The organism is Bacillus tequilensis (genome assembly GCF_012225885.1).
In the GTDB taxonomy this organism is placed as follows: Bacteria; Bacillota; Bacilli; order Bacillales; family Bacillaceae; genus Bacillus; species Bacillus tequilensis.
The window spans coordinates 1,650,238-1,672,228 of sequence record NZ_CP048852.1; the positions used below are offsets into that span (position 1 = coordinate 1,650,238).

Below are 21,991 nucleotides of genomic sequence, written 5' to 3' on the forward strand. Positions count from 1 at the left end.
CAGGCAGCTTGTCTTTGAATAGGAGGAACAAATTTGATTAAACGATATACGTGTCAAAATGGTGTAAGAGTTGTGCTGGAAAATAACCCGACAGTTCGTTCTGTCGCGATCGGAGTGTGGATCGGCACAGGTTCGCGGCATGAAACGCCGGAGATAAACGGAATTTCTCACTTTTTAGAGCACATGTTCTTTAAAGGGACGAGCACAAGATCTGCACGCGAGATAGCAGAATCTTTTGATCGTATTGGCGGTCAGGTCAATGCGTTTACCTCAAAGGAATATACCTGCTACTATGCAAAGGTGCTTGATGAGCATGCGAATTACGCGCTTGACGTATTAGCAGATATGTTCTTTCATTCAACATTTGATGAAAACGAGCTGAAAAAAGAAAAAAATGTAGTGTATGAAGAAATTAAAATGTACGAAGATGCGCCGGACGATATTGTGCATGATTTACTGAGCAAAGCGACTTATGGCAATCATTCTTTAGGCTACCCAATTCTTGGAACGGAAGAAACGCTTGCCACCTTCAATGGCGATTCCCTGAGACAATACATGCATGATTACTATACACCGGACCGAGTGGTGATTTCAGTAGCCGGCAATATATCCGACAGTTTTATCCAGGATGTAGAGAAATGGTTCGGCTCATACGAAGCGAAGGGCAAAGCAACCGGCCTTGAGAAACCCGAGTTCTACACGGAACAGCTGACGAGAAAAAAAGAAACGGAGCAGGCTCATTTGTGCCTCGGATTTAAAGGCCTTGAGGTTGGCCATGAACGCATTTATGATTTAATCGTTCTGAATAATGTGCTCGGAGGCAGCATGAGCAGCCGATTGTTCCAAGATGTCCGCGAAGATAAAGGGCTCGCTTATTCTGTTTACAGCTATCACAGCTCTTATGAGGACAGCGGAATGCTTACCATTTATGGCGGCACGGGTGCAAATCAGCTTCAGCAGCTGTCAGAAACAATTCAAGAAACCCTCGCCACATTAAAACGTGATGGAATTACCTCTAAAGAGCTGGAAAACAGCAAAGAGCAAATGAAGGGAAGCTTGATGCTGAGCTTAGAAAGCACAAACAGCAAAATGAGCCGAAACGGAAAAAATGAACTGTTGCTCGGCAAACATAAAACATTAGATGAGATCATCAATGAATTAAACGCCGTGAACTTAGAGCGTGTCAACGGCCTCGCCAGACAATTGTTTACTGATGACTATGCACTGGCACTCATCAGCCCTTCCGGTAATATGCCTTCATAGAAGGAAAAGCCTGTCCCATAACGCGGCAGGCATTTTTTTATCCCTTTGATCATACATAGTACAAGGGGGTGACAGACATGCGGCTCAGTGAATTATCTGGAAAGGAAATCGTAGACATCAAAAGAGCTGAACGGCTGGGAGTCCTCGGCCAGACCGATTTAGAAATCAATGAACAGGATGGCCAGATTACAGCACTTCTCATTCCGACAGTTAAGTGGTTTGGTTTGAGAAAACAAGGTCATGACATTCGTGTCCCCTGGCATCATATTCAAAAGATCGGATCAGATATGATCATATTAGATGTCCCTGAGGAAATGTCTCCTCGACAAGAGTAAGGCTCTAAAGTAAGCATTTGAAACATCGGCTGAGACAGCCGATGTTTTTTTATATGAAAAAAGCGCATGTTTTAATTCACCGGTATTTCCTTTTGATCATAAGATGAAGGGGAGCTTAACAACTAGAGATCCAGTATACACAAAGAAGGTGAACGTTTAGAATGTTAACCGGATTGAAAATTGCAGTTATCGGCGGTGACGCAAGACAGCTTGAAATTATAAGAAAGCTCACTGAACAGCAGGCTGACATCTATCTTGTCGGTTTTGACCAATTGGATCACGGTTTTACCGGAGCAGTAAAATGCAATATTAATGAAATTCCTTTTCAGCAAATAGACAGCATCATCCTTCCAGTGTCTGCGACCACAGGAGAAGGTGTCGTATCGACTGTATTTTCGAACGAAGAGGTTGTGTTAAAGCAGGACCATCTCGACAAAACGCCTGCACACTGTGTCATTTTCTCAGGGATTTCTAACGCCTATTTGGAAAGCATTGCAGCTCAAGCAAACAGAAAACTTGTTAAGCTGTTTGAGCGGGATGACATTGCGATATACAATTCTATTCCGACAGTAGAAGGAACGATCATGCTGGCTATTCAGCACACGGATTATACGATACACGGATCTCAGGTGGCCGTTCTCGGTTTGGGACGCACCGGGATGACAATTGCCCGTACATTTGCCGCACTCGGAGCGAATGTAAAAGTAGGGGCAAGAAGTTCAGCGCATCTGGCACGTATCACTGAAATGGGGCTCGTTCCTTTTCATACCGATGAGCTGAAAGAGCATGTAAAAGATATAGATATTTGTATTAATACCATACCGAGTATGATTTTAAATCAAACGGTACTTTCTAGCATGACACCAAAAACCTTAATATTGGATCTGGCCTCACGCCCTGGGGGAACGGATTTTAAATATGCCGAAAAACAGGGGATTAAAGCACTTCTAGCCCCCGGCCTTCCAGGGATTGTCGCTCCTAAAACGGCTGGGAAAATCCTCGCAAACGTCTTGAGCAAGCTTTTGGCTGAAATACAAGCTGAGGAGGGAAAATAAGGATGTCGTCATTAAAAGGAAAAAGAATCGGGTTTGGGCTGACCGGATCGCATTGCACATATGAAGCGGTTTTTCCGCAAATTGAGGCGCTGGTCAACGAAGGGGCTGAAGTCCGTCCGGTTGTCACATTCAACGTGAAATCAACAAATACTCGATTTGGAGAGGGAGCCGAATGGGTTGAAAAAATTGAAGACCTGACTGGATATGAGGCTATTGATTCGATTGTAAAGGCAGAGCCCCTTGGGCCGAAGCTGCCCCTTGACTGCATGGTCATTGCTCCTTTAACCGGCAATTCAATGAGCAAGCTGGCAAATGCCATGACAGACAGCCCGGTGCTGATGGCGGCAAAAGCGACAATCCGAAACAATCGCCCAGTCGTTCTTGGCATCTCGACAAATGATGCTCTCGGTTTAAATGGAACAAATTTAATGAGGCTCATGTCAACAAAAAATATCTTTTTTATTCCATTCGGGCAAGACGACCCTTTTAAAAAACCGAATTCAATGGTAGCCAAAATGGATCTGCTTCCGCAAACCATTGAAAAGGCGCTTACGCATCAGCAGCTTCAGCCGGTTCTCGTTGAGAATTATCAGGGAAATGACTAAATTTACAGAAAATCTTTCCCAAACTAAAAAATTCAGTCATCACCCGCATATTCTATGGTAAAATAAAATGTAAAATCATAGTCAAATCAATTCAATGATGCTGATTGGCGGAAGGAGTTTTACAGATGGGAAGAGGTTTACACGTAGCTGTTGTCGGAGCGACAGGGGCTGTAGGACAACAAATGCTTAAAACACTTGAAGACAGAAACTTTGAAATGGACACACTTACATTGCTATCTTCAAAACGTTCTGCGGGGACAAAAGTCACGTTTAAAGGCCAAGAGCTGACTGTTCAGGAAGCTTCTCCTGAGAGCTTTGAAGGGATAAATATTGCGTTATTCAGCGCCGGCGGAAGCGTATCACAAGCATTGGCTCCAGAAGCTGTAAAACGCGGCGCTATTGTTATAGATAATACGAGTGCATTCCGGATGGATGAAAATACACCGCTTGTTGTGCCTGAAGTGAATGAGGCAGACTTGCGCGAACACAACGGCATTATTGCCAACCCTAACTGCTCTACAATCCAAATGGTTGCGGCTCTTGAACCGATCCGTAAAGCATATGGCTTAAACAAAGTCATCGTATCAACTTACCAGGCGGTATCAGGAGCGGGAAATGAAGCTGTAAAAGAGCTTTACGGCCAAACACAGGCAATTTTAAATCAAGAAGAAATTGAGCCTGCGATCATGCCTGTAAAAGGCGACAAAAAACACTATCAAATCGCCTTCAACGCGATTCCGCAAATTGATAAATTCCAAGATAACGGCTATACGTTTGAGGAAATGAAAATGATAAATGAAACGAAAAAAATCATGCACATGCCTGACCTTCAAGTAGCGGCGACATGTGTGAGACTCCCAATTCAAACTGGGCACTCAGAGTCCGTCTACATCGAGGTAGACCGTGATGACGCTACAGTTGAAGATATTAAAAATGTATTAAAAGAAGCTCCGGGCGTGACCCTTCAGGATGACCCGAGCCAGCAGCTATATCCGATGCCTGCTGATGCCGTCGGCAAAAACGATGTATTTGTAGGCCGCATCCGCAAAGACTTGGACAGAGCAAACGGTTTTCATTTATGGGTTGTTTCTGATAACCTATTAAAAGGCGCGGCATGGAACTCTGTTCAAATTGCAGAAAGCCTGAAAAAACTAAACCTCGTATAAAAGAGAGAATTTCCTAAAGACGAATAGAAGAGAGTAAGGCGCTATCAGCCTGCTCTCTTCTGTTACGTCCGAATAATTTGGAGTGAAAACAGTGAAGATAATTGTTCAAAAGTTCGGCGGAACATCAGTAAAAGATGATAAAGGCCGCAAACTGGCTTTAGAGCATATTAAAGAAGCAATCAGTGAAGGATATAAGGTTGTCGTTGTCGTTTCAGCGATGGGCCGGAAAGGTGACCCGTACGCAACAGATTCTCTGCTGGGGCTGCTTTACGGCGATCAATCAGCGATTTCTCCAAGGGAGCAGGATTTGCTTTTATCATGCGGAGAAACGATTTCCTCTGTCGTCTTTACAAGCATGCTGCTTGATAATGGTGTGAAAGCAGCTGCGCTGACAGGGGCTCAGGCTGGTTTTTTAACAAATGATCAGCATACCAATGCGAAAATCATGGAAATGAGACCGGAGCGTTTATTCAGTGTGCTCGCGAATCATGACGCTGTAGTCGTCGCAGGGTTTCAGGGGGCAACGGAAAAGGGCGATACAACAACGATTGGCAGAGGGGGCAGCGACACGTCTGCAGCCGCACTCGGAGCAGCAGTTGACGCGGAATACATTGATATTTTCACCGATGTAGAAGGCGTGATGACTGCTGACCCGAGAGTGGTAGAAAATGCAAAACCGCTTCCTGTCGTGACATATACAGAAATTTGCAACTTGGCGTATCAAGGAGCGAAGGTCATTCATCCGCGGGCTGTGGAAATTGCAATGCAGGCCAAGGTTCCGATCCGCGTCCGTTCGACTTATTCAAAAGATAAAGGCACATTGGTGACATCGCATCACTCTTCCAAAGTCGGAAGCGATGTTTTTGAAAGGCTGATTACGGGAATCGCCCATGTCAAAGACGTCACGCAGTTCAAAGTGCCTTCGAAAATCGGCCAGTATAATGTTCAGACTGAAGTGTTCAAGGCGATGGCGAACGCGGGAATCAGCGTCGATTTCTTTAACATTACACCTAGTGAAATCGTATATACGGTGGCCGGGAATAAAACAGAAACAGCACAGCGCATTTTAATGGAAATGGGCTATGATCCGATGGTAACGAGAAATTGCGCGAAGGTATCGGCGGTCGGAGCGGGTATTATGGGTGTTCCGGGTGTCACGTCCAAAATTGTTTCGGCGCTTTCAGAAAAAGAAATACCGATCCTTCAGTCGGCTGACAGCCATACGACGATATGGGTGCTCGTCCATGAAGCAGATTTGGTTCCTGCTGTAAACGCTTTGCATGAAGTGTTTGAACTTTCCAAGTAAATGTGATTGAATCATGATGAGGTGAATAAAATGAATTTCGGAAATGTGTCTACAGCGATGATTACACCTTTTGACAATAAAGGGAACGTAGACTTTCAAAAACTGTCTACACTGATTGATTACTTGTTGAAAAACGGAACGGATTCTTTAGTAGTGGCGGGAACAACCGGAGAGTCGCCAACTCTTTCGACTGAAGAAAAAATTGCGCTTTTTGAATATACGGTAAAAGAAGTAAACGGACGGGTGCCGGTGATTGCGGGTACTGGTAGCAACAACACGAAAGATTCGATTAAACTGACAAAAAAAGCTGAGGAAGCGGGCGTAGACGCGGTCATGCTCGTTACGCCATATTACAATAAACCTTCTCAAGAAGGAATGTACCAGCATTTTAAAGCAATTGCGGCAGAAACGTCTCTTCCGGTTATGCTTTATAATGTGCCGGGCCGTACGGTTGCTTCCCTTGCTCCTGAAACGACGATCCGTTTGGCGGCAGACATTCCGAACGTTGTTGCGATTAAAGAAGCGAGCGGAGACCTCGAGGCGATTACAAAAATTGTTGCGGAAACGCCGGAAGACTTCTCTGTTTATTCAGGGGATGACGCCCTGACGCTTCCTATTCTCTCAATCGGAGGAAGAGGGGTAGTATCTGTGGCGAGCCATATTGCAGGCTCTGATATGCAGCAAATGATCAAAAATTATACGAATGGGCAAACAGCTAATGCGGCACTGATTCATCAGAAACTGCTGCCGATTATGAAGGAACTGTTTAAAGCGCCTAACCCTGCTCCTGTCAAAACAGCGCTTCAGCTGAAAGGCCTTGATGTTGGTTCAGTGCGTCTGCCTCTTGTCCCGTTAACCGAGGATGAACGTCTGAGCTTAAGCAGCACGATCAGCGAACTGTAAGAAAATTTCATACAGTGAAACAAACGCGGTCATTCTCACATTCAGCTGAGTTTGACCGTTTCTTATACATATTGGTTTTCCCTAAACCTTCTGCTTTATCTTGTTTTCTAAATTTACTTTCAGTTATAATAGGAACAAGTGATGATGGACGGGTATGAGACTAGGAGGATATAGATTTTGAAAAAGAAAAATACAGAAAACGTTAGAATTATCGCCCTTGGCGGTGTCGGAGAAATTGGGAAGAACCTTTATGTCATCGAAATTGACTCAGACATATTTGTCGTTGATGCCGGCCTTATGCATCCAGAAAACGAAATGCTCGGTATTGATGTGGTAATTCCCGACATATCATATTTGATTGAACGGGCTGATCGCGTCAAGGCAATCTTTTTAACGCACGGGCATGATGAAAATATCGGCGGTGTTTTTTACTTATTAAACAAGCTGTCCGTTCCGGTGTACGGAACAAAGCTGACGCTTGCGCTGTTAAGAGAAAAATTAAAACAATACGGACATAACCGAAAAACCGATTTAAGAGAAATTCACTCCAAATCTGTCATTACATTTGAATCGACAAAGGTATCGTTCTTTAGAACGATTCACAGTATTCCTGATTCTGTAGGTGTGAGCTTTAAAACATCACTTGGGTCTATTGTATGCACGGGAGACTTCAAATTTGACCAAACGCCTGCTCTAAATCAAACGTGTGACATTGGCGAAATCGCCAAGATCGGCAACAGCGGCGTGCTCGCCCTGCTTTCCGACAGTGCAAATGCGGAGCGCCCGGGTTATACACCTTCCGAAGCTGCTGTCAGCGGAGAAATTTCAGACGCGCTGTATAATTCAGATAATCGAGTGATTATTGCTGTTTTTGCATCTAATATTAACCGAATTCAGCAAGTCATTCATGCAGCGGCTCATAACGGCAGAAAGATTGCCGTTGCCGGAAAGAATCTTCAATCTGTCCTGCAGCTGGCAAGAAAGCTCGGGTATATTGAAGCAGACGATGAGCTGTTTATTTCTGTACAGGATGTTAAGAAATATCCGAAGCGCGAAGTGGCCATTATTACAGCCGGCAGCCAAGGTGAACCGTTAGCTGCCTTGACAAGAATGGCAAACAAAGCCCACAAACAGCTGAACATCGAAGAAGGGGATACAGTCGTCATCGCGTCAACGCCAATCCCGGGGCAGGAGCTCATTTATTCTAGAACAGTAGATCTCCTTGCGAGAGCCGGTGCACAAGTCATCTTTGCCCAAAAGCGTGTCCATGTATCAGGCCACGGCTCACAGGAAGAGTTAAAACTGATGATCAATCTGCTTAAGCCAAAATATTTAATTCCTGTAAACGGCGAATACAGAATGCAAAAAGCGCATTCGAAAATCGCTGAAGAAACCGGCATGAAGCGGAGTGACATCTTCTTAATTGAAAAAGGAGACGTCGTTGAATTCCGCGGCCAAAACGTAAAAATCGGGGATAAAGTTCCTTACGGCAATATTTTAATTGATGGATTAGGTGTCGGTGATATCGGCAATATCGTATTGAGAGACCGCCGCTTGCTTTCGCAGGACGGAATTTTAATCGTAGTTATTACACTTGATAAACAAAAGAAACATCTCGTATCAGGACCAGAAATTATCACGCGCGGTTTTGTTTATGTTAGAGAGTCTGAAGGCCTTATCGTACAGGCTACAGAGCTTGTCCGTTCCATCGTGACAGAAGCGACTGAAACATCAAATGTTGAATGGTCAACGCTGAAGCAGGCAATGCGAGATGCTTTGAACCAATTCCTATATGAAAAAACGAAACGTAAACCGATGATCATCCCAATTATTATGGAAGTATAATATCTGACGAAAGACCGGAGCAGCTCCGGTCTTTATTTTTTTGCCTTTTTAGCCGGGATTGAATTGAGAATCTTTGTTCATAATACAAAGAGAAACTCGGAAAGGGTGAAAGCGAGATGGATTATCGTATGGAAAACACAGAAGAAGAGCGTCCTGCAAAAAATGATGCGAAAGACAGCATTATGAATAAAATACAGCAGCTTGGTGAAACGACGCTTCCGCAGCTGCCCCAAGATACCAATATTCATTGTCTGACCATTATCGGACAAATAGAAGGCCATGTTCAGCTTCCTCCGCAAAACAAAACAACTAAATATGAGCATGTCATCCCGCAGATTGTGGCAATTGAACAGAATCCCAAAATAGAAGGCCTGCTGATTATATTAAATACTGTCGGAGGAGATGTGGAAGCCGGTCTCGCAATAGCAGAAATGCTGGCATCTTTATCAAAACCGACTGTCTCGATCGTGCTTGGCGGAGGGCATTCTATCGGCGTTCCGATTGCCGTATCATGTGATTACAGCTATATTGCTGAAACAGCAACGATGACGATTCATCCCGTTCGGCTGACCGGTCTTGTAATCGGTGTGCCGCAAACGTTTGAATACCTGGATAAAATGCAAGAAAGAGTTGTTAAATTTGTGACAAGCCATTCCAACATCACCGAAGAGAAGTTTAAAGAGCTGATGTTTTCAAAAGGAAACTTAACACGCGATATCGGAACAAATGTAGTCGGTAAGGATGCAGTTGAATACGGGCTGATTGATCACGCTGGCGGTGTCGGGCAGGCGATCAGCAAACTGAATGAGCTCATTGAGGAAGCGAGATCAGAAGAAGGGCGGATGATTCAATGATTCTGTATACCGTGATGCCGCAGGAAATTGTGTTTGCGGAACAGAACCAGGAGACAAGCGTACTACATGAGCAAATTGAATATAAAGGTATACCGATTCTTGTCGAGATGAAAGGCAATGAAGCGGAAGTTATTCAAATCATGAGCACAAATCCAATGCATTTTCTGCACCCGGACATTTCACCAGGGCAAAAACTGAAATTAAACGTATAAGAATCGACCCCTTTTTTAGGGGTAAAATATGCTATAATAGGGGAATCCTACAGAAAAAACGCAGCCTGTAAACGGCTGCTTTCTTCATTATGTATGAACTTACATTTTTTAACGCAGTAAGGTGATGAGTGTGGCAAAGAAAAAAAGAAAATCAAGAAAAAAACAGGCGAAACAACTCAATATAAAATACGAACTCAATGGATTGCTGTGTATAGCCATTTCAATTATCGCGATTCTGCAGCTGGGGGTAGTCGGACAAACTTTTATCTACTTGTTCCGCTTTTTCGCCGGAGAATGGTTTATTTTATGCTTGTTAGGTTTATTGGTGTTAGGCGTCTCACTATTTTGGAAGAAGAAAACGCCAAGCCTTTTAACGAGACGAAAGGCCGGGTTGTACTGTATTATCGCAAGCATATTGCTGCTTTCTCACGTGCAGCTGTTTAAACATTTGACGCACAAAGGGTCTATTGAGTCCGCAAGCGTGGTACGCAACACGTGGGAATTGTTTTTAATGGACATGAATGGCAGCTCCGCTTCACCAGATTTAGGCGGAGGAATGATCGGTGCACTGCTGTTTGCGGCTTCACACTTTTTGTTTGCGTCGACTGGTTCTCAGATTATGGCGATTGTCATGATTTTAATCGGAATGATTTTAATCACGGGGCGTTCTCTTCAAGAAACGCTGAAAAAGTGGATGAGCCCGATTGGCCGCTTTATAAAAGAACAATGGTTTGCATTTATTGATGATATGAACTCCGTCAAAACAAATATGAAACAATCGAAAAAAACGAAAACGCCAAGCAAAAAACAAAAACCGGTCCGCAAAAAACAGAAAACGGAAGAAGAGCTTTCTGATGAAGAGGAGGATTCGGAAGCGGTATCGCCTCTTATTCATTCAGAGCCGATTATCTCAAGCTTTTCAGATCGTAATGAAGAAGAGCCTTCAATCATTGAAAAGCGTCCCGAACCTGTATCAGAGCCGCTTCGGGACATCCAGCCTGAGCCAGGTGAACAGGAAACTGTTTCTGCCCCTCCTATGACCTTTACAGAGCTTGAAAATAAGGATTACGAGATGCCGTCACTGGATTTATTGGCAGATCCGAAGCATACCGGCCAGCAGGCTGATAAAAAGAATATTTATGAAAATGCAAGAAAGCTCGAACGCACCTTCCAAAGCTTTGGCGTAAAGGCGAAAGTCACACAGGTTCATCTCGGGCCGGCCGTCACAAAATATGAAGTGTATCCTGATGTCGGAGTGAAGGTTAGCAAAATTGTCAATTTAAGCGATGATCTAGCGCTTGCACTTGCTGCGAAGGATATCAGGATCGAAGCGCCTATACCAGGTAAATCAGCAATCGGAATCGAGGTTCCAAATGCAGAAGTGGCAATGGTATCGCTGAAGGAAGTGCTCGAGTCGAAATTAAATGACAGACCTGATGCGAAGCTGTTAATTGGGCTCGGCCGCAATATTTCAGGTGAAGCTGTGCTGGCTGAGTTAAACAAGATGCCCCACCTTTTGGTCGCAGGCGCAACCGGAAGCGGGAAAAGCGTTTGTGTCAACGGCATTATTACAAGTATTTTGATGCGCGCGAAGCCGCATGAAGTGAAAATGATGATGATTGATCCTAAAATGGTAGAGCTGAATGTCTACAACGGGATTCCGCATTTGCTTGCTCCCGTCGTAACCGATCCAAAAAAAGCGTCACAGGCTTTAAAAAAGGTTGTCAATGAAATGGAGCGGCGGTACGAATTATTTTCACATACAGGCACAAGAAATATTGAAGGATACAATGATTATATAAAACGCGCTAACAGTGAAGAAGGAGCGAAACAGCCAGAGCTGCCATATATTGTTGTGATTGTGGACGAGCTTGCGGACCTCATGATGGTCGCTTCATCTGATGTGGAAGATTCGATTACGAGATTGTCTCAAATGGCACGGGCTGCCGGCATTCACCTCATTATTGCGACACAGAGGCCGTCGGTTGATGTTATCACAGGGGTCATCAAAGCGAATATTCCGTCACGGATCGCGTTCAGCGTATCTTCACAGACGGATTCAAGAACCATTCTTGACATGGGCGGCGCTGAGAAGCTGCTCGGCCGAGGCGATATGCTGTTTTTGCCTGTTGGAGCTAATAAACCTGTCCGCGTACAGGGCGCATTTTTGTCTGATGATGAAGTCGAGAAGATAGTCGACCATGTGATTACGCAGCAGAAAGCGCAATATCAGGAAGAAATGATTCCTGAGGAGACAACGGAAACTCATTCCGAGGTGACGGATGATCTATATGATGAAGCTGTTGAATTAATCGTCGGCATGCAGACGGCATCCGTTTCAATGCTGCAAAGAAGATTCAGAATCGGTTATACGAGAGCGGCGCGCCTGATTGATGCCATGGAGGAACGGGGCGTTGTCGGACCGTATGAAGGCAGCAAACCTAGGGAAGTCTTATTATCAAAAGAAAAATATGATGAGCTCTCTTCTTAATGAGGGGAGTTCAGTTTTCAATAACAACATTATGTAAACTAATAACCTGACTATTTATTTTTTCGACAAAACATGATATAGTTGTCCCAATTGTTCAATAATTTTTATCGAAAGTGGTTTACGGAGGGGAAACATGTCTACAAAAGCTGATAATCGGCACTTGTATTTAAAAGTGATTGAACGAATTAAAGAGGATATTAAAAATGGCATCTACACTGAGAAGGAAAAGCTGCCTTCTGAATTTGAGCTATCTAAAAAGCTTGGGGTCAGCAGAGCGACGCTAAGAGAAGCTTTGCGGATATTAGAAGAAGAACATGTGATTATCAGAAGGCATGGTGTAGGCACTTTTGTCCATTCTAAGCCGTTATTTCTTTCGGGCATTGAACAGCTGAACAGTGTAACGAAGATGATAGAGCAGGCAAATATGACGCCCGGAACCATTTTTCTATCTTCACAAGTGCTTATGCCGTCTGAAGATGATACGGCAAGATTTCATCTGGCAGAGGGGCAGGAACTTTTTTACCTCGAACGAGTCAGGACTGCTGACGGACAGCCGATTGTATATTGTATAGACAAAATTCCGATGAATATTTTGCCGAATTCTTTTTCTCATCAGCAAGAATCTATGTTTGATCTGCTTGAGAAAAATTCAGGCTCTGTGATCAGCTATGCCGTGACTGATATTGAACCAATCGGCTATCATGATACCATTTCTCCAGTGCTGGAATGCGATCCGGAAACAGCTCTTTTGCTGTTGAAACAAACCCATTACGATCAGCACGATAAACCGGTGCTTTACTCATTAAATTATTTTAGAGCGGATAAATTCAGATTTCATGTTTTGCGTAAACGATTCTAAAACGGGCGCTGTAATGTGTCTGTTTTTTTATTTGCCCTGATTCATGTTTCTTTGTACATACTTTTACTCCGGTTGAGGCAACATATAAGCGATGACAAGAAAGTGAATGGGTGAAAAAGTTGAGAGAGAAAAATGGAATGAAAAATATTATTGCATTGTCTTCCGTACCGCTTGTGATGACACTGGGGAACTCCATGCTGATACCTGTTCTTCCGATGATGGAGAAAAAGCTGTCAGTGACTTCATTTCAGGTGTCTTTAATCATTACTGTATATTCAGTAGTAGCGATTATTTGCATTCCGATTGCCGGATATTTGTCGGATCGATTCGGGAGAAAAAAAATATTGCTTCCATGCCTACTCATTGCAGGATTAGGTGGGTTGGTGGCCGCTTTTGCCTCAACCCATATGAAAAATCCCTACGCTATGATTTTGGCGGGACGGGTTCTTCAAGGCATCGGCTCTGCGGGGGCGGCTCCTATCGTCATGCCGTTTATCGGCGACTTGTTTCAAGGAGACGATGAAAAGGTTAGCGCCGGTCTTGGGGATATTGAAACAGCTAACACGTCAGGAAAGGTTCTGAGTCCCATACTTGGCGCCTTGCTTGCTACCTGGTACTGGTTTGTTCCGTTTTGGTTTATTCCGTTTTTCTGTTTGATCAGCTTTTTCCTCGTGCTGTTTCTGGTGGCCAAGCCTGAAGAAGATGAGGATGCGCCAGCGGTTTCTGAATTTATCAAAAGTGTGCGGAAAATCTTTAAACAGGATGGGCGCTGGCTTTACACGGTTTTTATTATCGGGTGTGTGATTATGTTTTTGTTATTTGGCGTATTATTTTATTTGTCAGATACGCTGGAGAACAAGTATGCCATTGACGGAGTGGCTAAAGGCGGATTACTGGCAATTCCACTGTTGTTTTTGTCAACCAGTTCATTTATAGCCGGCAAAAAAATCGGTAAAGATAAAATTCGAATGAAATTTTGCGTTGTTACAGGAATGATTCTGTTAACCCTATCATTTATTGCCTTGTGGTGGAACCACAGTTTTTATTTTTTATTTATCTTTTTAAGCTTTGGCGGGATCGGGATTGGGATGGCTCTTCCTGCTTTAGATGCACTGATAACCGAGGGGATTGAAAGTGAGCAGTGCGGGACCATTTCCTCCTTTTACAATAGCATGCGCTTTATAGGGGTGGCTCTCGGTCCTCCTGTGTTTGCGGCATTAATGTCTCATGCAAACTGGCTGATTTTCATACTATCGTCGTTTTGCAGCATTATCGCTTTATTTTTAGTGCTTTTTACTGTGGATGCTAAAAAAAGTGAAGAGGAAGAAAAAAATGTAGAGACGGTCTAGCCAACCGTCTTTTTTGCTGTGATTTAGCGAACAGCCGCGTCCAACCTGTCAGACGAAGGTTATTGTTTCCTTATAAATCCTACAGTTGCTATAATTACATGAAAGAGTGTTTCTGCGGATGCTGAAAATTGGTCATAATACATACTAATAAGAAATGAACGAAGGAGGTTCCATATGTCATATGTAAATGAAATCAAAACAAAGCACGGCGGTTTAACCGCACACATTGTCAAAACAGAAAAATTCAAAACCGTCTCGCTTATTTTTAAAATGCTTGCGCCGCTGACAAAGGACCAAGTCACCAAAAGAGCGCTGCTTCCGCATGTGCTTCTTCGCGGAACAAAAAGCCATCCGAAAACTGCAGAATTGCGTTCTTATTTAGATGAACTGTACGGCACGTCCGTTTCTGCGGATCTTTCAAAAAAAGGAGAGCGGCACGTCATTACGTTCAGGCTGGAAATCCCGAATGAAAAATATTTAAAAGATCAAACGCCGCTACTTGAAAAAGGGCTGCAGCTTCTCGCAGAAATCATCTTTTCACCTGCTCTGGAGGGAGGCGCTTTTCAATCACAATATGTGGCACAGGAAAAACGGACGCTTAAGCAAAGAATTCAAGCGGTCTATGATGACAAAATGCGCTACTCGAATTTAAGGCTGATACAGGAAATGTGCAAAAATGAGCCTTACGCGCTCCATGTCAACGGTCAAATTGACGATGTCGACGCCATTACCGCCGATCAATTATATGAAACATACCAAAGGGCGATCCAAAAAGATCAGCTTGACCTTTATGTCGTTGGCGATGTAGACAGCAATCAAGTGCAAAGGGCAATCGGCAAGTATTTCCAAACAGAAGAGCGCACCGTGGGTACGATTGAATCCAATCATGCTGAACGAAATGCCCAGCCTAAAGAAGTGGTTGATGAAGAAGATGTCAAACAAGGAAAGCTGAATATCGGCTACCGCACCAGCATCACTTACACGGATCACGATTATCCTGCTCTGCAGGTGTTTAACGGACTGTTTGGCGGGTTCTCTCATTCCAAGCTTTTCATCAATGTTCGGGAAAAAGCCAGTCTTGCTTACTACGCCGCTTCGCGTATAGAAAGTTTTAAAGGCTTGTTAATGGTGATGTCAGGAATTGAAGTGAAAAATTACGAACAGGCTGTTTCTATCATAGCTGAGCAATTTCAGGCAATGAAAAACGGTGACTTCAGTGAGCAGGACATCGCTCAGACAAAGGCCGTCATTCGCAATCAAGTGCTGGAAACCATTGATACTGCGTACGGTTTATCTGAATTTTTATATCAGCAGGCCGCTGCCCAAGTCGATATTTCTATTGAAGACTTTCTTGCCAATATTGAGCAGGTCACAAAAGAGGATATCGTGAAAGCAGGCGAAAAAATCCAGCTTGATACGACTTATTTCTTAAAAGGGACGGAGGGTGCATCTTGATCAAACCAATCAAATATGAACAGCTTCAGGAGACGCTGTACCATGAAAAAATGCCAAATGGGCTTGACGTTTACGTTTTGCCGAAAAAAGGTTTCAACAAGACATATGCAGTCTTTACAACAAAGTACGGCTCTATAGATAACCGGTTTGTCCCTTTAGAAAAAAATGAGATGGTACACGTGCCTGATGGGATCGCTCATTTTCTTGAGCATAAGCTGTTTGAAAAAGCGGACGGAGACGTTTTTCAAGATTTCAGCAAACAAGGCGCTTCTGCCAATGCCTTTACGTCATTTACAAGAACCGCTTATCTTTTCTCAAGCACATCAAATGTTGAACGGAATTTAGAGACGCTCATCGATTTTGTACAGGATCCGTATTTTACCGAAAAAACGGTTGAAAAAGAAAAGGGGATTATCGGACAGGAGATTAACATGTATGACGACAATCCCGATTGGAGGCTTTATTTCGGGGTCATTGAAAACATGTACAAGGAACATCCTGTCAGAATTGACATAGCGGGCACAGTGGAAAGCATTTCACATATTACAAAAGACCTTCTTTATGAGTGCTATGAAACGTTTTATCACCCGAGCAACATGCTCCTCTTCATTGTCGGCCCTGTAGATCCTGAAGCGATCATTTCTCAGGTAAGAGAAAATCAGGAGAAAAAGCCGTATACTGATCAGCCGGAGATTAAACGTGAAGAAGTGAAAGAGCAAGAAGCGGTTTTCAGAAAAGAAAAAGAGATTAAAATGAACGTGCAGGGACCGAAATGCCTTGTCGGGCTGAAATCAAAGAACCCGTTTAGATTAGGCAAAGAGCTGTTAAAACATGAACTTTCAATGAATTTATTGCTTGAGTCTTTATTCGGCAAAAGCTCAGCCCAGTACGAATCACTTTATGAAAAAGGGTATATTGACGAAACGTTCAGCTTTGATTTTACTGCTGAATACGGCTTCGGTTTTGCGGCGATCGGCGGTGATACGCCGGAGCCTGATCAATTGGCTGAAAACATTTCAAGCATGCTTTTGCGCGCCGGTGAACTGATTACTGCCGAAAAGATTGAACTTGCCAGAAAGAAAAAAATTGGTACATTCTTAAAAGCGCTGAATTCACCCGAATACATTGCCAATCAATTTACCCGTTATGCTTTCTTGGATATGAGCCTGTTTGAAGTCGTAACCGTTCTTGAGCAAATTACGCTCGAGGATGTCCAGAAAGTCATAAAAGAGGAAATTGCTGCTGATAGACTGACTGTCTGCAAGGTTGTTCCTAAATCATAAACAAAACATCCCTCCAGTGTGAGGGGTGTTTTTTGCGGAAAGAAGGAAAGAGGATGAACAAAACGGCACTAATCACCGGAGCGAGCGGCGGCATCGGCCAAAACATAAGCGAAACCCTTGCGGCAGAGGGATACAATCTGCTGCTGCATTACAATACAAATCAAAACGCGGCAGCAGAGCTTGCTGAAAAACTGAGAGAGATGTTTAGCGTGCATGCTGAGATATTGCAAGCCGATCTGTCCGCGCCAGAAGGAGCAGATAAGCTGACAAGTTCAATTAGTCAGCCGATAGATGCGATTGTTTTAAATAGCGGCAGAAGCCATTTTGGGCTGATTACGGATGTGGATAATGCAACGGTTCAGGAAATGGTGCAGCTTCATGTGGCGAGCCCGTATATGCTGACGAGAAACCTTCTACCAAGCATGATTCGGAATAAATCAGGAGCAATTGTGGCTGTCAGCTCGATTTGGGGAGAGACTGGAGCATCTTGTGAAGTGCTGTACAGCATGGCAAAGGGAGCGCAGCACTCGTTTGTAAAAGGGCTGGCTAAAGAGCTCGCGCCAAGCGGAATCAGAGTAAACGCCGTAGCGCCGGGTGCGGTTGATACGAATATGATGAATCAATTTTCCTTGTCTGAAAAAGAAGAGATCGCTGATGATATTCCGATCGGCCGGCTGGCCCGGCCGCAAGAAATTGCCGATGCAGCTGCGTTTCTCCTATCTGAAAAAGCGTCATATATCACTGGTCAAATTTTGTCGGTCAATGGCGGCTGGCACTGCTGATCCGAAAATAATCAGTGTATAGTTTCTTTTGTGAAGGACACAATAATCTTGTAACTTCACATGAAATGGAGGAAACAAGCATGTCAGTATTAGAAAACTGGGATAGCTGGAAAAATTTCCTTGGCGATCGTCTGAACTATGCACAAGATAAAGGGATGAGCCAGGATACGATTACAGATCTTGCGACAGAAATCGGCAGCTACTTAGCTAGTGAAGTGGAATCTAAGAACGAGCAGGAAAAAGTGCTGGCAGATCTTTGGAGCGTAGCATCAAAAGATGAACAGCAGGCTATTGCCAATATGATGGTTAAGCTTGTTGAAAATAACAGCACTCACTAGGAAGAGAGAGGATTTTTCCTCTCTTTTTTATGTTTTCCACATCACAGCAACATTCTTCTTTCTAATTAGAGAAAAATGCTTTATGATAAAGGAAGGTAAAATTTTGCCACAATGAAGGGGGTATATCATTTGGCAAAGCTCGAATGGTATTTTGAATATGAAATTCAAGTGAACCGCCCCGGACTGCTCGGGGATATTTCATCTCTTCTTGGGATGCTTTCAATTAATATCGTAACGATAAACGGTGTCGATCTTTCCAGAAGAGGAATGCTTCTCAGGTGCCGCCATATAGATCAAATTAAACGATTAGAATCAATTTTAAAAACGATGGAAACAATTAAAGTAACGAAGATGAGAGAACCGAGGCTTCGCGACCGTCTTGCCGTACGCCACGGCCGTTATATTCAACGTGACGCCGATGACAAGAAAACGTTTCGCTTTGAACGGGACGAGCTTGGATTATTAGTCGATTTTATGGCCGAACTGTTCAAAAAAGAAGGTCATAAATTAATCGGAATCCGTGGAATGCCGCGTGTCGGAAAAACGGAATCGATTGTGGCCTCCAGCGTGTGTGCAAGCAAAAGGTGGCTGTTTGTGTCATCGACCTTGCTGAAGCAGACGATAAGAAGCCAGCTGATTGCCGATGAATACAGCACTGAAAATGTCTTTATCGTTGACGGAATTGTGTCAACACGAAGAGGGTCAGAACGCCATCTTCAGCTTGTCAGAGAAATTATGAGGCTGCCTGCGACAAAAGTGGTGGAGCATCCGGACATATTCGTTCAAAATACAGAGTATACACTAGATGACTTTGATTATATTATTGAACTGAGAAATGACCCAGATGAGGTTATTACATATGAACATGCCGAGGAACCCCAAATGTTTGATCAATCCGGGTTTTCAAGCTTTGATTTTTAAAATTGGAAGGTGTTTGTTGTGACTGAACTAGGAATCCGGCTCAAAGAAGCCAGAGAGGAAAAAGCAATGTCATTGGATGATCTCCAAGCGGCAACAAAGATTCAAAAAAGGTATTTAACCGCCTTGGAGGAAGGAAACTATGACATTATTCCGGGGAAGTTTTATGTTCGGGCATTCATCAAGCAATATGCAGAAGCCGTCGGGCTTGATGCGGATCAGCTGTTTGAGGAGCATAAAAAAGATATCCCGAATACGTATCATGACGATGTGTCTGAAAAGATCTCCGGCATGAATCTTCAAAAAGAAATGCCAAAGCCAGCATCTAAGGCGCTGGAACTGCTGCCAACCATACTTGTGATTCTTGGCGTGATTGTCGTCATTGCGATTGTGTACGCAATCATTCAGTTTGCGAATCATAAAAACAGCGATGATCACAATGCGGCATCTCAAAAATCAATTACGCAAAGTGAAAGCAAGTACGAAATTCCTAAAGATTCAACGCTAAAAGAGAATCAGAATAACAGCTCTGAAAAAGAGACGGACACTAAAAAAGAAACAAAAAACGATAAAAAAGAAGAAAACGACAGTGATAAGCTGGAAATTAAAGCGGCTGGCACTGAAGGATCGCTAACGACTTATGAAGTGTCCGGCACTGATAAAATCGAGCTTGAACTGAAGGCTCTAGACAGCTCTTGGATTCGAGTGCGTGATGAAAACAGCAGCTCGTTAAAAGAGGGAACGCTGAAAAAAGACGAAACCTACAAAAAAGACATAACTGATCAGAAACAAGTTGACATCCGCACTGGATATGCACCTAATCTGAAAATAAAAATCAACGGTAAAGTTCTCTCATATGAACTTGATCCGAAAAAAGTGATGGCACAAACGATAAAGATTGTAAATAAAAAGGAAGAAAAGTCATCTTGATTACCAGATGACTTTTCTTCACGTCCGAGTATAAAATTGGAGGGGTTTTATGTTTAACTTACCAAATAAAATCACACTAGCAAGAATCGCATTGATCCCAATCTTCATGATCATCATGCTGGCGCCGTTTGACTGGGGCAGACTCGAATTTGGAGACGAATCGATTCCAGTCGCGCACCTGGCGGGAGCCATTCTTTTTATTATTGCATCCACAACAGACTGGGTGGACGGGTATTATGCACGAAAACTGAATCTCGTGACAAACTTCGGGAAATTTCTTGATCCGCTTGCGGACAAACTGCTTGTATCCGCAGCGTTAATTATTCTTGTTCAATTTGATCTTGCTCCAGCCTGGATGGTCATTGTGATTATCAGCCGGGAGTTTGCCGTGACAGGTTTAAGGCTTGTCTTAGCCGGGACAGGAGAAGTCGTGGCTGCTAATATGCTTGGTAAAATTAAAACCTGGGCGCAAATTATTGCGGTTTCAGCATTGCTTCTTCATAACCTTCCGTTTGAGCTCGTGTCATTCCCGTTCGCTGACTTAGCGCTGTGGGTAGCTGTATTTTTCACTGTTGTCTCAGGGGGGGAATATTTCTCTAAAAACTGGGAAGCGCTAAAAACATCTAACTAAGAAAGAAGGACTAACGTCATGGAATTTCCAAAGAAAGCTGAAATTATTGCAGTCGGTTCAGAGCTGTTACTCGGCCAGATCGCCAATACAAATGCTCAATTTATTAGTAAAGAGCTGGCTGAAATCGGCGTGAACGTATTTTATCATACAGCAGTCGGAGATAACCCGGAGCGGTTGAAGCAGGTTATCCGCATCGCTGAAGAACGCTCTGACTTCATTATTTTTTCAGGAGGTCTCGGGCCGACAAAAGATGATCTGACGAAAGAAACGATTGCAAATGCGCTCGGACGTCCGCTTGCGTTAAATGATGAGGCATTCCAATCCATAGAAGATTATTTCAAACGAACAAAACGCACGATGTCGCCTAATAACCGAAAACAGGCGCTTGTGATCGAAGGATCTGATGTATTGGCGAATCACTTTGGAATGGCACCGGGAATGCTCATCGAGCATGAATCCCGTTTTTATATGCTTCTCCCTGGACCGCCAAGCGAATTGCGTCCAATGTTTGAAAACGAGGCAAAGCCTCTTCTGCTGAAAAAGATGGGCTCAAATGAAAAAATTGTATCAACCGTTCTTCGCTTTTTCGGTATCGGTGAATCTCAGCTTGAAGCTGATTTGGAAGATATTATTGATGCGCAAACCAACCCGACAATCGCTCCTTTGGCGGCCGATGGAGAGGTGACGCTGCGTCTGACAGCCAAGCATGCTGACGAAAAGGAAACAGAGCGTCTGTTGAAAGAAACAGAGGCCGTTATCTTAGAACGTGTCGGTGAATTTTTCTATGGATACGACGATACTTCTCTTGTAACAGAGCTCTCTAAAGCATGTAAGGAAAAAGGCATTACGATTTCCGCGGCGGAAAGCTTTACCGGCGGGCTGTTTTCTGAATGGCTGACAGATCTTAGCGGTGCTTCAACATTATTTGCCGGCGGTGTGGTTTGCTATACAAACGACGTAAAGCAGAACGTGCTGGGCGTCAAGAAGGAAACATTAGATCGATTTGGCGCGGTCAGCAAGGAGTGCGCATCAGAGCTGGCAAAGGGCGTTCAAAAGCTCACGGGCAGCGATATCGGCATCAGCTTTACCGGTGTAGCAGGACCTGATACTCAAGAAGGACATGAACCTGGGCATGTGTTTATCGGCATTGCAGCAAATGGAAAAGAAGAGGTTCACGAGTTTCACTTTGCGGGTTCCAGAACGGGAATCAGAAAACGCGGCGCTAAATACGGCTGTCATTTAATCTTGAAGCTTTTAGAGCAAAAATAATATTTTCAGCACAGGATCCTCCTAAAAAAACGTGATTTCTCTGATGCATTATGATATTTTGATAGAAATCACGCCAAGAAAATTCCGAATATGCGTTCGCTTTTTTCTTGGCAAATCCCTTCAAACAGGGTATAGTATATGT

The 21,991-nt window shown here is 43.7% G+C and carries 21 protein-coding genes; all 21 read left to right on the forward strand.

Annotation, left to right across the window (positions count from 1 at the left end):
* The first annotated feature begins 33 nt into the window (after positions 1-33).
* The 21 genes from G4P54_RS08740 to G4P54_RS08840 all read left to right on the forward strand — a co-directional run bounded on the left by G4P54_RS08740 (position 34) and on the right by G4P54_RS08840 (position 21,849).
* Complete coding sequence (locus G4P54_RS08740) at positions 34-1,263, forward strand: M16 family metallopeptidase (RefSeq protein ID WP_167872378.1); 1,230 nt, start codon at positions 34-36, stop codon at positions 1,261-1,263.
* A 77-nt stretch (positions 1,264-1,340) separates the two neighbouring features.
* Positions 1,341-1,598, forward strand: coding sequence for a YlmC/YmxH family sporulation protein (locus tag G4P54_RS08745; protein ID WP_014664003.1), 258 nt, complete (start codon positions 1,341-1,343; stop codon positions 1,596-1,598).
* A 161-nt stretch (positions 1,599-1,759) separates the two neighbouring features.
* Positions 1,760-2,653 carry a dipicolinic acid synthetase subunit A gene (dpaA, locus tag G4P54_RS08750; RefSeq protein WP_167872379.1) on the forward strand — a complete coding sequence of 298 codons (894 nt, stop codon included), beginning with the start codon at positions 1,760-1,762 and terminating at the stop codon, positions 2,651-2,653.
* A gap of 2 nt (positions 2,654-2,655) precedes the next feature.
* Entirely contained in the window at positions 2,656-3,258 is a 603-nt protein-coding gene (dpaB, locus tag G4P54_RS08755) for a dipicolinate synthase subunit B (protein ID WP_167872380.1), read from the forward strand.
* Positions 3,259-3,383: 125 nt separating this feature from the next.
* Positions 3,384-4,424: an aspartate-semialdehyde dehydrogenase gene (gene asd / locus G4P54_RS08760; RefSeq protein ID WP_167872381.1), complete on the forward strand. Its 1,041-nt coding sequence runs from the start codon at positions 3,384-3,386 to the stop codon at positions 4,422-4,424.
* Positions 4,425-4,515: 91 nt separating this feature from the next.
* Positions 4,516-5,730, forward strand: coding sequence for an aspartate kinase (dapG, locus tag G4P54_RS08765; protein WP_024716008.1), 1,215 nt, complete (start codon positions 4,516-4,518; stop codon positions 5,728-5,730).
* A gap of 30 nt (positions 5,731-5,760) precedes the next feature.
* The gene (gene dapA, locus G4P54_RS08770) at positions 5,761-6,633 is read left to right on the forward strand and encodes a 4-hydroxy-tetrahydrodipicolinate synthase (protein WP_024716007.1); all 873 of its coding nucleotides are present in this window, start codon (positions 5,761-5,763) and stop codon (positions 6,631-6,633) included.
* Positions 6,634-6,810: 177 nt separating this feature from the next.
* Positions 6,811-8,478: a ribonuclease J2 gene (rnjB, locus tag G4P54_RS08775; protein ID WP_024716006.1), complete on the forward strand. Its 1,668-nt coding sequence runs from the start codon at positions 6,811-6,813 to the stop codon at positions 8,476-8,478.
* 116 nt (positions 8,479-8,594) lie between these two features.
* A complete protein-coding gene (tepA, locus tag G4P54_RS08780) occupies positions 8,595-9,332 on the forward strand; it encodes a translocation-enhancing protein TepA (RefSeq protein WP_024716005.1) in 738 nt (245 codons plus the stop codon).
* The gene (locus G4P54_RS08785) at positions 9,329-9,544 is read left to right on the forward strand and encodes a YlzJ-like family protein (protein WP_167872382.1); all 216 of its coding nucleotides are present in this window, start codon (positions 9,329-9,331) and stop codon (positions 9,542-9,544) included. The genes tepA and G4P54_RS08785 overlap by 4 nt, the downstream gene beginning before the upstream one ends.
* Before the next feature lie 130 nt (positions 9,545-9,674).
* The gene (gene spoIIIE, locus G4P54_RS08790) at positions 9,675-12,035 is read left to right on the forward strand and encodes a DNA translocase SpoIIIE (RefSeq protein WP_167872383.1); all 2,361 of its coding nucleotides are present in this window, start codon (positions 9,675-9,677) and stop codon (positions 12,033-12,035) included.
* Positions 12,036-12,168: 133 nt separating this feature from the next.
* On the forward strand, positions 12,169-12,894 hold the full coding sequence (locus G4P54_RS08795; RefSeq protein ID WP_024716002.1) for a GntR family transcriptional regulator: 726 nt from the start codon (positions 12,169-12,171) through the stop codon (positions 12,892-12,894).
* A 137-nt stretch (positions 12,895-13,031) separates the two neighbouring features.
* Positions 13,032-14,243, forward strand: a complete 1,212-nt coding sequence (gene bcbE / locus G4P54_RS08800; RefSeq protein ID WP_167872384.1) for a bacillibactin exporter BcbE — start codon at positions 13,032-13,034, stop codon at positions 14,241-14,243.
* A gap of 174 nt (positions 14,244-14,417) precedes the next feature.
* The gene (gene yfmF, locus G4P54_RS08805) at positions 14,418-15,698 is read left to right on the forward strand and encodes an EF-P 5-aminopentanol modification-associated protein YfmF (protein ID WP_024716000.1); all 1,281 of its coding nucleotides are present in this window, start codon (positions 14,418-14,420) and stop codon (positions 15,696-15,698) included.
* The gene (gene yfmH, locus G4P54_RS08810) at positions 15,695-16,981 is read left to right on the forward strand and encodes an EF-P 5-aminopentanol modification-associated protein YfmH (protein ID WP_167872385.1); all 1,287 of its coding nucleotides are present in this window, start codon (positions 15,695-15,697) and stop codon (positions 16,979-16,981) included. Before yfmF ends, yfmH begins: the two co-directional genes overlap by 4 nt.
* Before the next feature lie 53 nt (positions 16,982-17,034).
* Positions 17,035-17,763 carry an elongation factor P 5-aminopentanone reductase gene (gene ymfI / locus G4P54_RS08815; RefSeq protein ID WP_167872386.1) on the forward strand — a complete coding sequence of 243 codons (729 nt, stop codon included), beginning with the start codon at positions 17,035-17,037 and terminating at the stop codon, positions 17,761-17,763.
* Positions 17,764-17,843: 80 nt separating this feature from the next.
* On the forward strand, positions 17,844-18,101 hold the full coding sequence (locus G4P54_RS08820) for a DUF3243 domain-containing protein (protein WP_024715997.1): 258 nt from the start codon (positions 17,844-17,846) through the stop codon (positions 18,099-18,101).
* A gap of 129 nt (positions 18,102-18,230) precedes the next feature.
* Positions 18,231-19,022, forward strand: a complete 792-nt coding sequence (locus G4P54_RS08825; protein WP_167872387.1) for a DUF3388 domain-containing protein — start codon at positions 18,231-18,233, stop codon at positions 19,020-19,022.
* Positions 19,023-19,040: 18 nt separating this feature from the next.
* Complete coding sequence (rodZ, locus tag G4P54_RS08830; RefSeq protein WP_167872388.1) at positions 19,041-19,949, forward strand: cell shape determination protein RodZ; 909 nt, start codon at positions 19,041-19,043, stop codon at positions 19,947-19,949.
* 49 nt (positions 19,950-19,998) lie between these two features.
* Positions 19,999-20,580: a CDP-diacylglycerol--glycerol-3-phosphate 3-phosphatidyltransferase gene (gene pgsA / locus G4P54_RS08835; RefSeq protein WP_167872389.1), complete on the forward strand. Its 582-nt coding sequence runs from the start codon at positions 19,999-20,001 to the stop codon at positions 20,578-20,580.
* A gap of 18 nt (positions 20,581-20,598) precedes the next feature.
* On the forward strand, positions 20,599-21,849 hold the full coding sequence (locus tag G4P54_RS08840; protein ID WP_167872390.1) for a competence/damage-inducible protein A: 1,251 nt from the start codon (positions 20,599-20,601) through the stop codon (positions 21,847-21,849).
* The last annotated feature ends 142 nt before the right edge of the window (positions 21,850-21,991 follow it).

Excerpts from the sequence above, each read along its gene's own strand:
- G4P54_RS08745 (WP_014664003.1), top strand. The coding sequence starts at position 1,341 with ATGCGGCTCAGTGAATTATCTGGAAAGGAAATCGTAGACATCAAAAGA.
- dpaA (WP_167872379.1), top strand. The coding sequence starts at position 1,760 with ATGTTAACCGGATTGAAAATTGCAGTTATCGGCGGTGACGCAAGACAG.
- dpaB (WP_167872380.1), top strand. The coding sequence starts at position 2,656 with ATGTCGTCATTAAAAGGAAAAAGAATCGGGTTTGGGCTGACCGGATCG.
- asd (WP_167872381.1), top strand. The coding sequence starts at position 3,384 with ATGGGAAGAGGTTTACACGTAGCTGTTGTCGGAGCGACAGGGGCTGTA.
- dapA (WP_024716007.1), top strand. The coding sequence starts at position 5,761 with ATGAATTTCGGAAATGTGTCTACAGCGATGATTACACCTTTTGACAAT.
- tepA (WP_024716005.1), top strand. The coding sequence starts at position 8,595 with ATGGATTATCGTATGGAAAACACAGAAGAAGAGCGTCCTGCAAAAAAT.
- G4P54_RS08785 (WP_167872382.1), top strand. The coding sequence starts at position 9,329 with ATGATTCTGTATACCGTGATGCCGCAGGAAATTGTGTTTGCGGAACAG.
- G4P54_RS08795 (WP_024716002.1), top strand. The coding sequence starts at position 12,169 with ATGTCTACAAAAGCTGATAATCGGCACTTGTATTTAAAAGTGATTGAA.
- bcbE (WP_167872384.1), top strand. The coding sequence starts at position 13,032 with ATGAAAAATATTATTGCATTGTCTTCCGTACCGCTTGTGATGACACTG.
- yfmF (WP_024716000.1), top strand. The coding sequence starts at position 14,418 with ATGTCATATGTAAATGAAATCAAAACAAAGCACGGCGGTTTAACCGCA.
- ymfI (WP_167872386.1), top strand. The coding sequence starts at position 17,035 with ATGAACAAAACGGCACTAATCACCGGAGCGAGCGGCGGCATCGGCCAA.
- G4P54_RS08820 (WP_024715997.1), top strand. The coding sequence starts at position 17,844 with ATGTCAGTATTAGAAAACTGGGATAGCTGGAAAAATTTCCTTGGCGAT.
- pgsA (WP_167872389.1), top strand. The coding sequence starts at position 19,999 with ATGTTTAACTTACCAAATAAAATCACACTAGCAAGAATCGCATTGATC.
- G4P54_RS08840 (WP_167872390.1), top strand. The coding sequence starts at position 20,599 with ATGGAATTTCCAAAGAAAGCTGAAATTATTGCAGTCGGTTCAGAGCTG.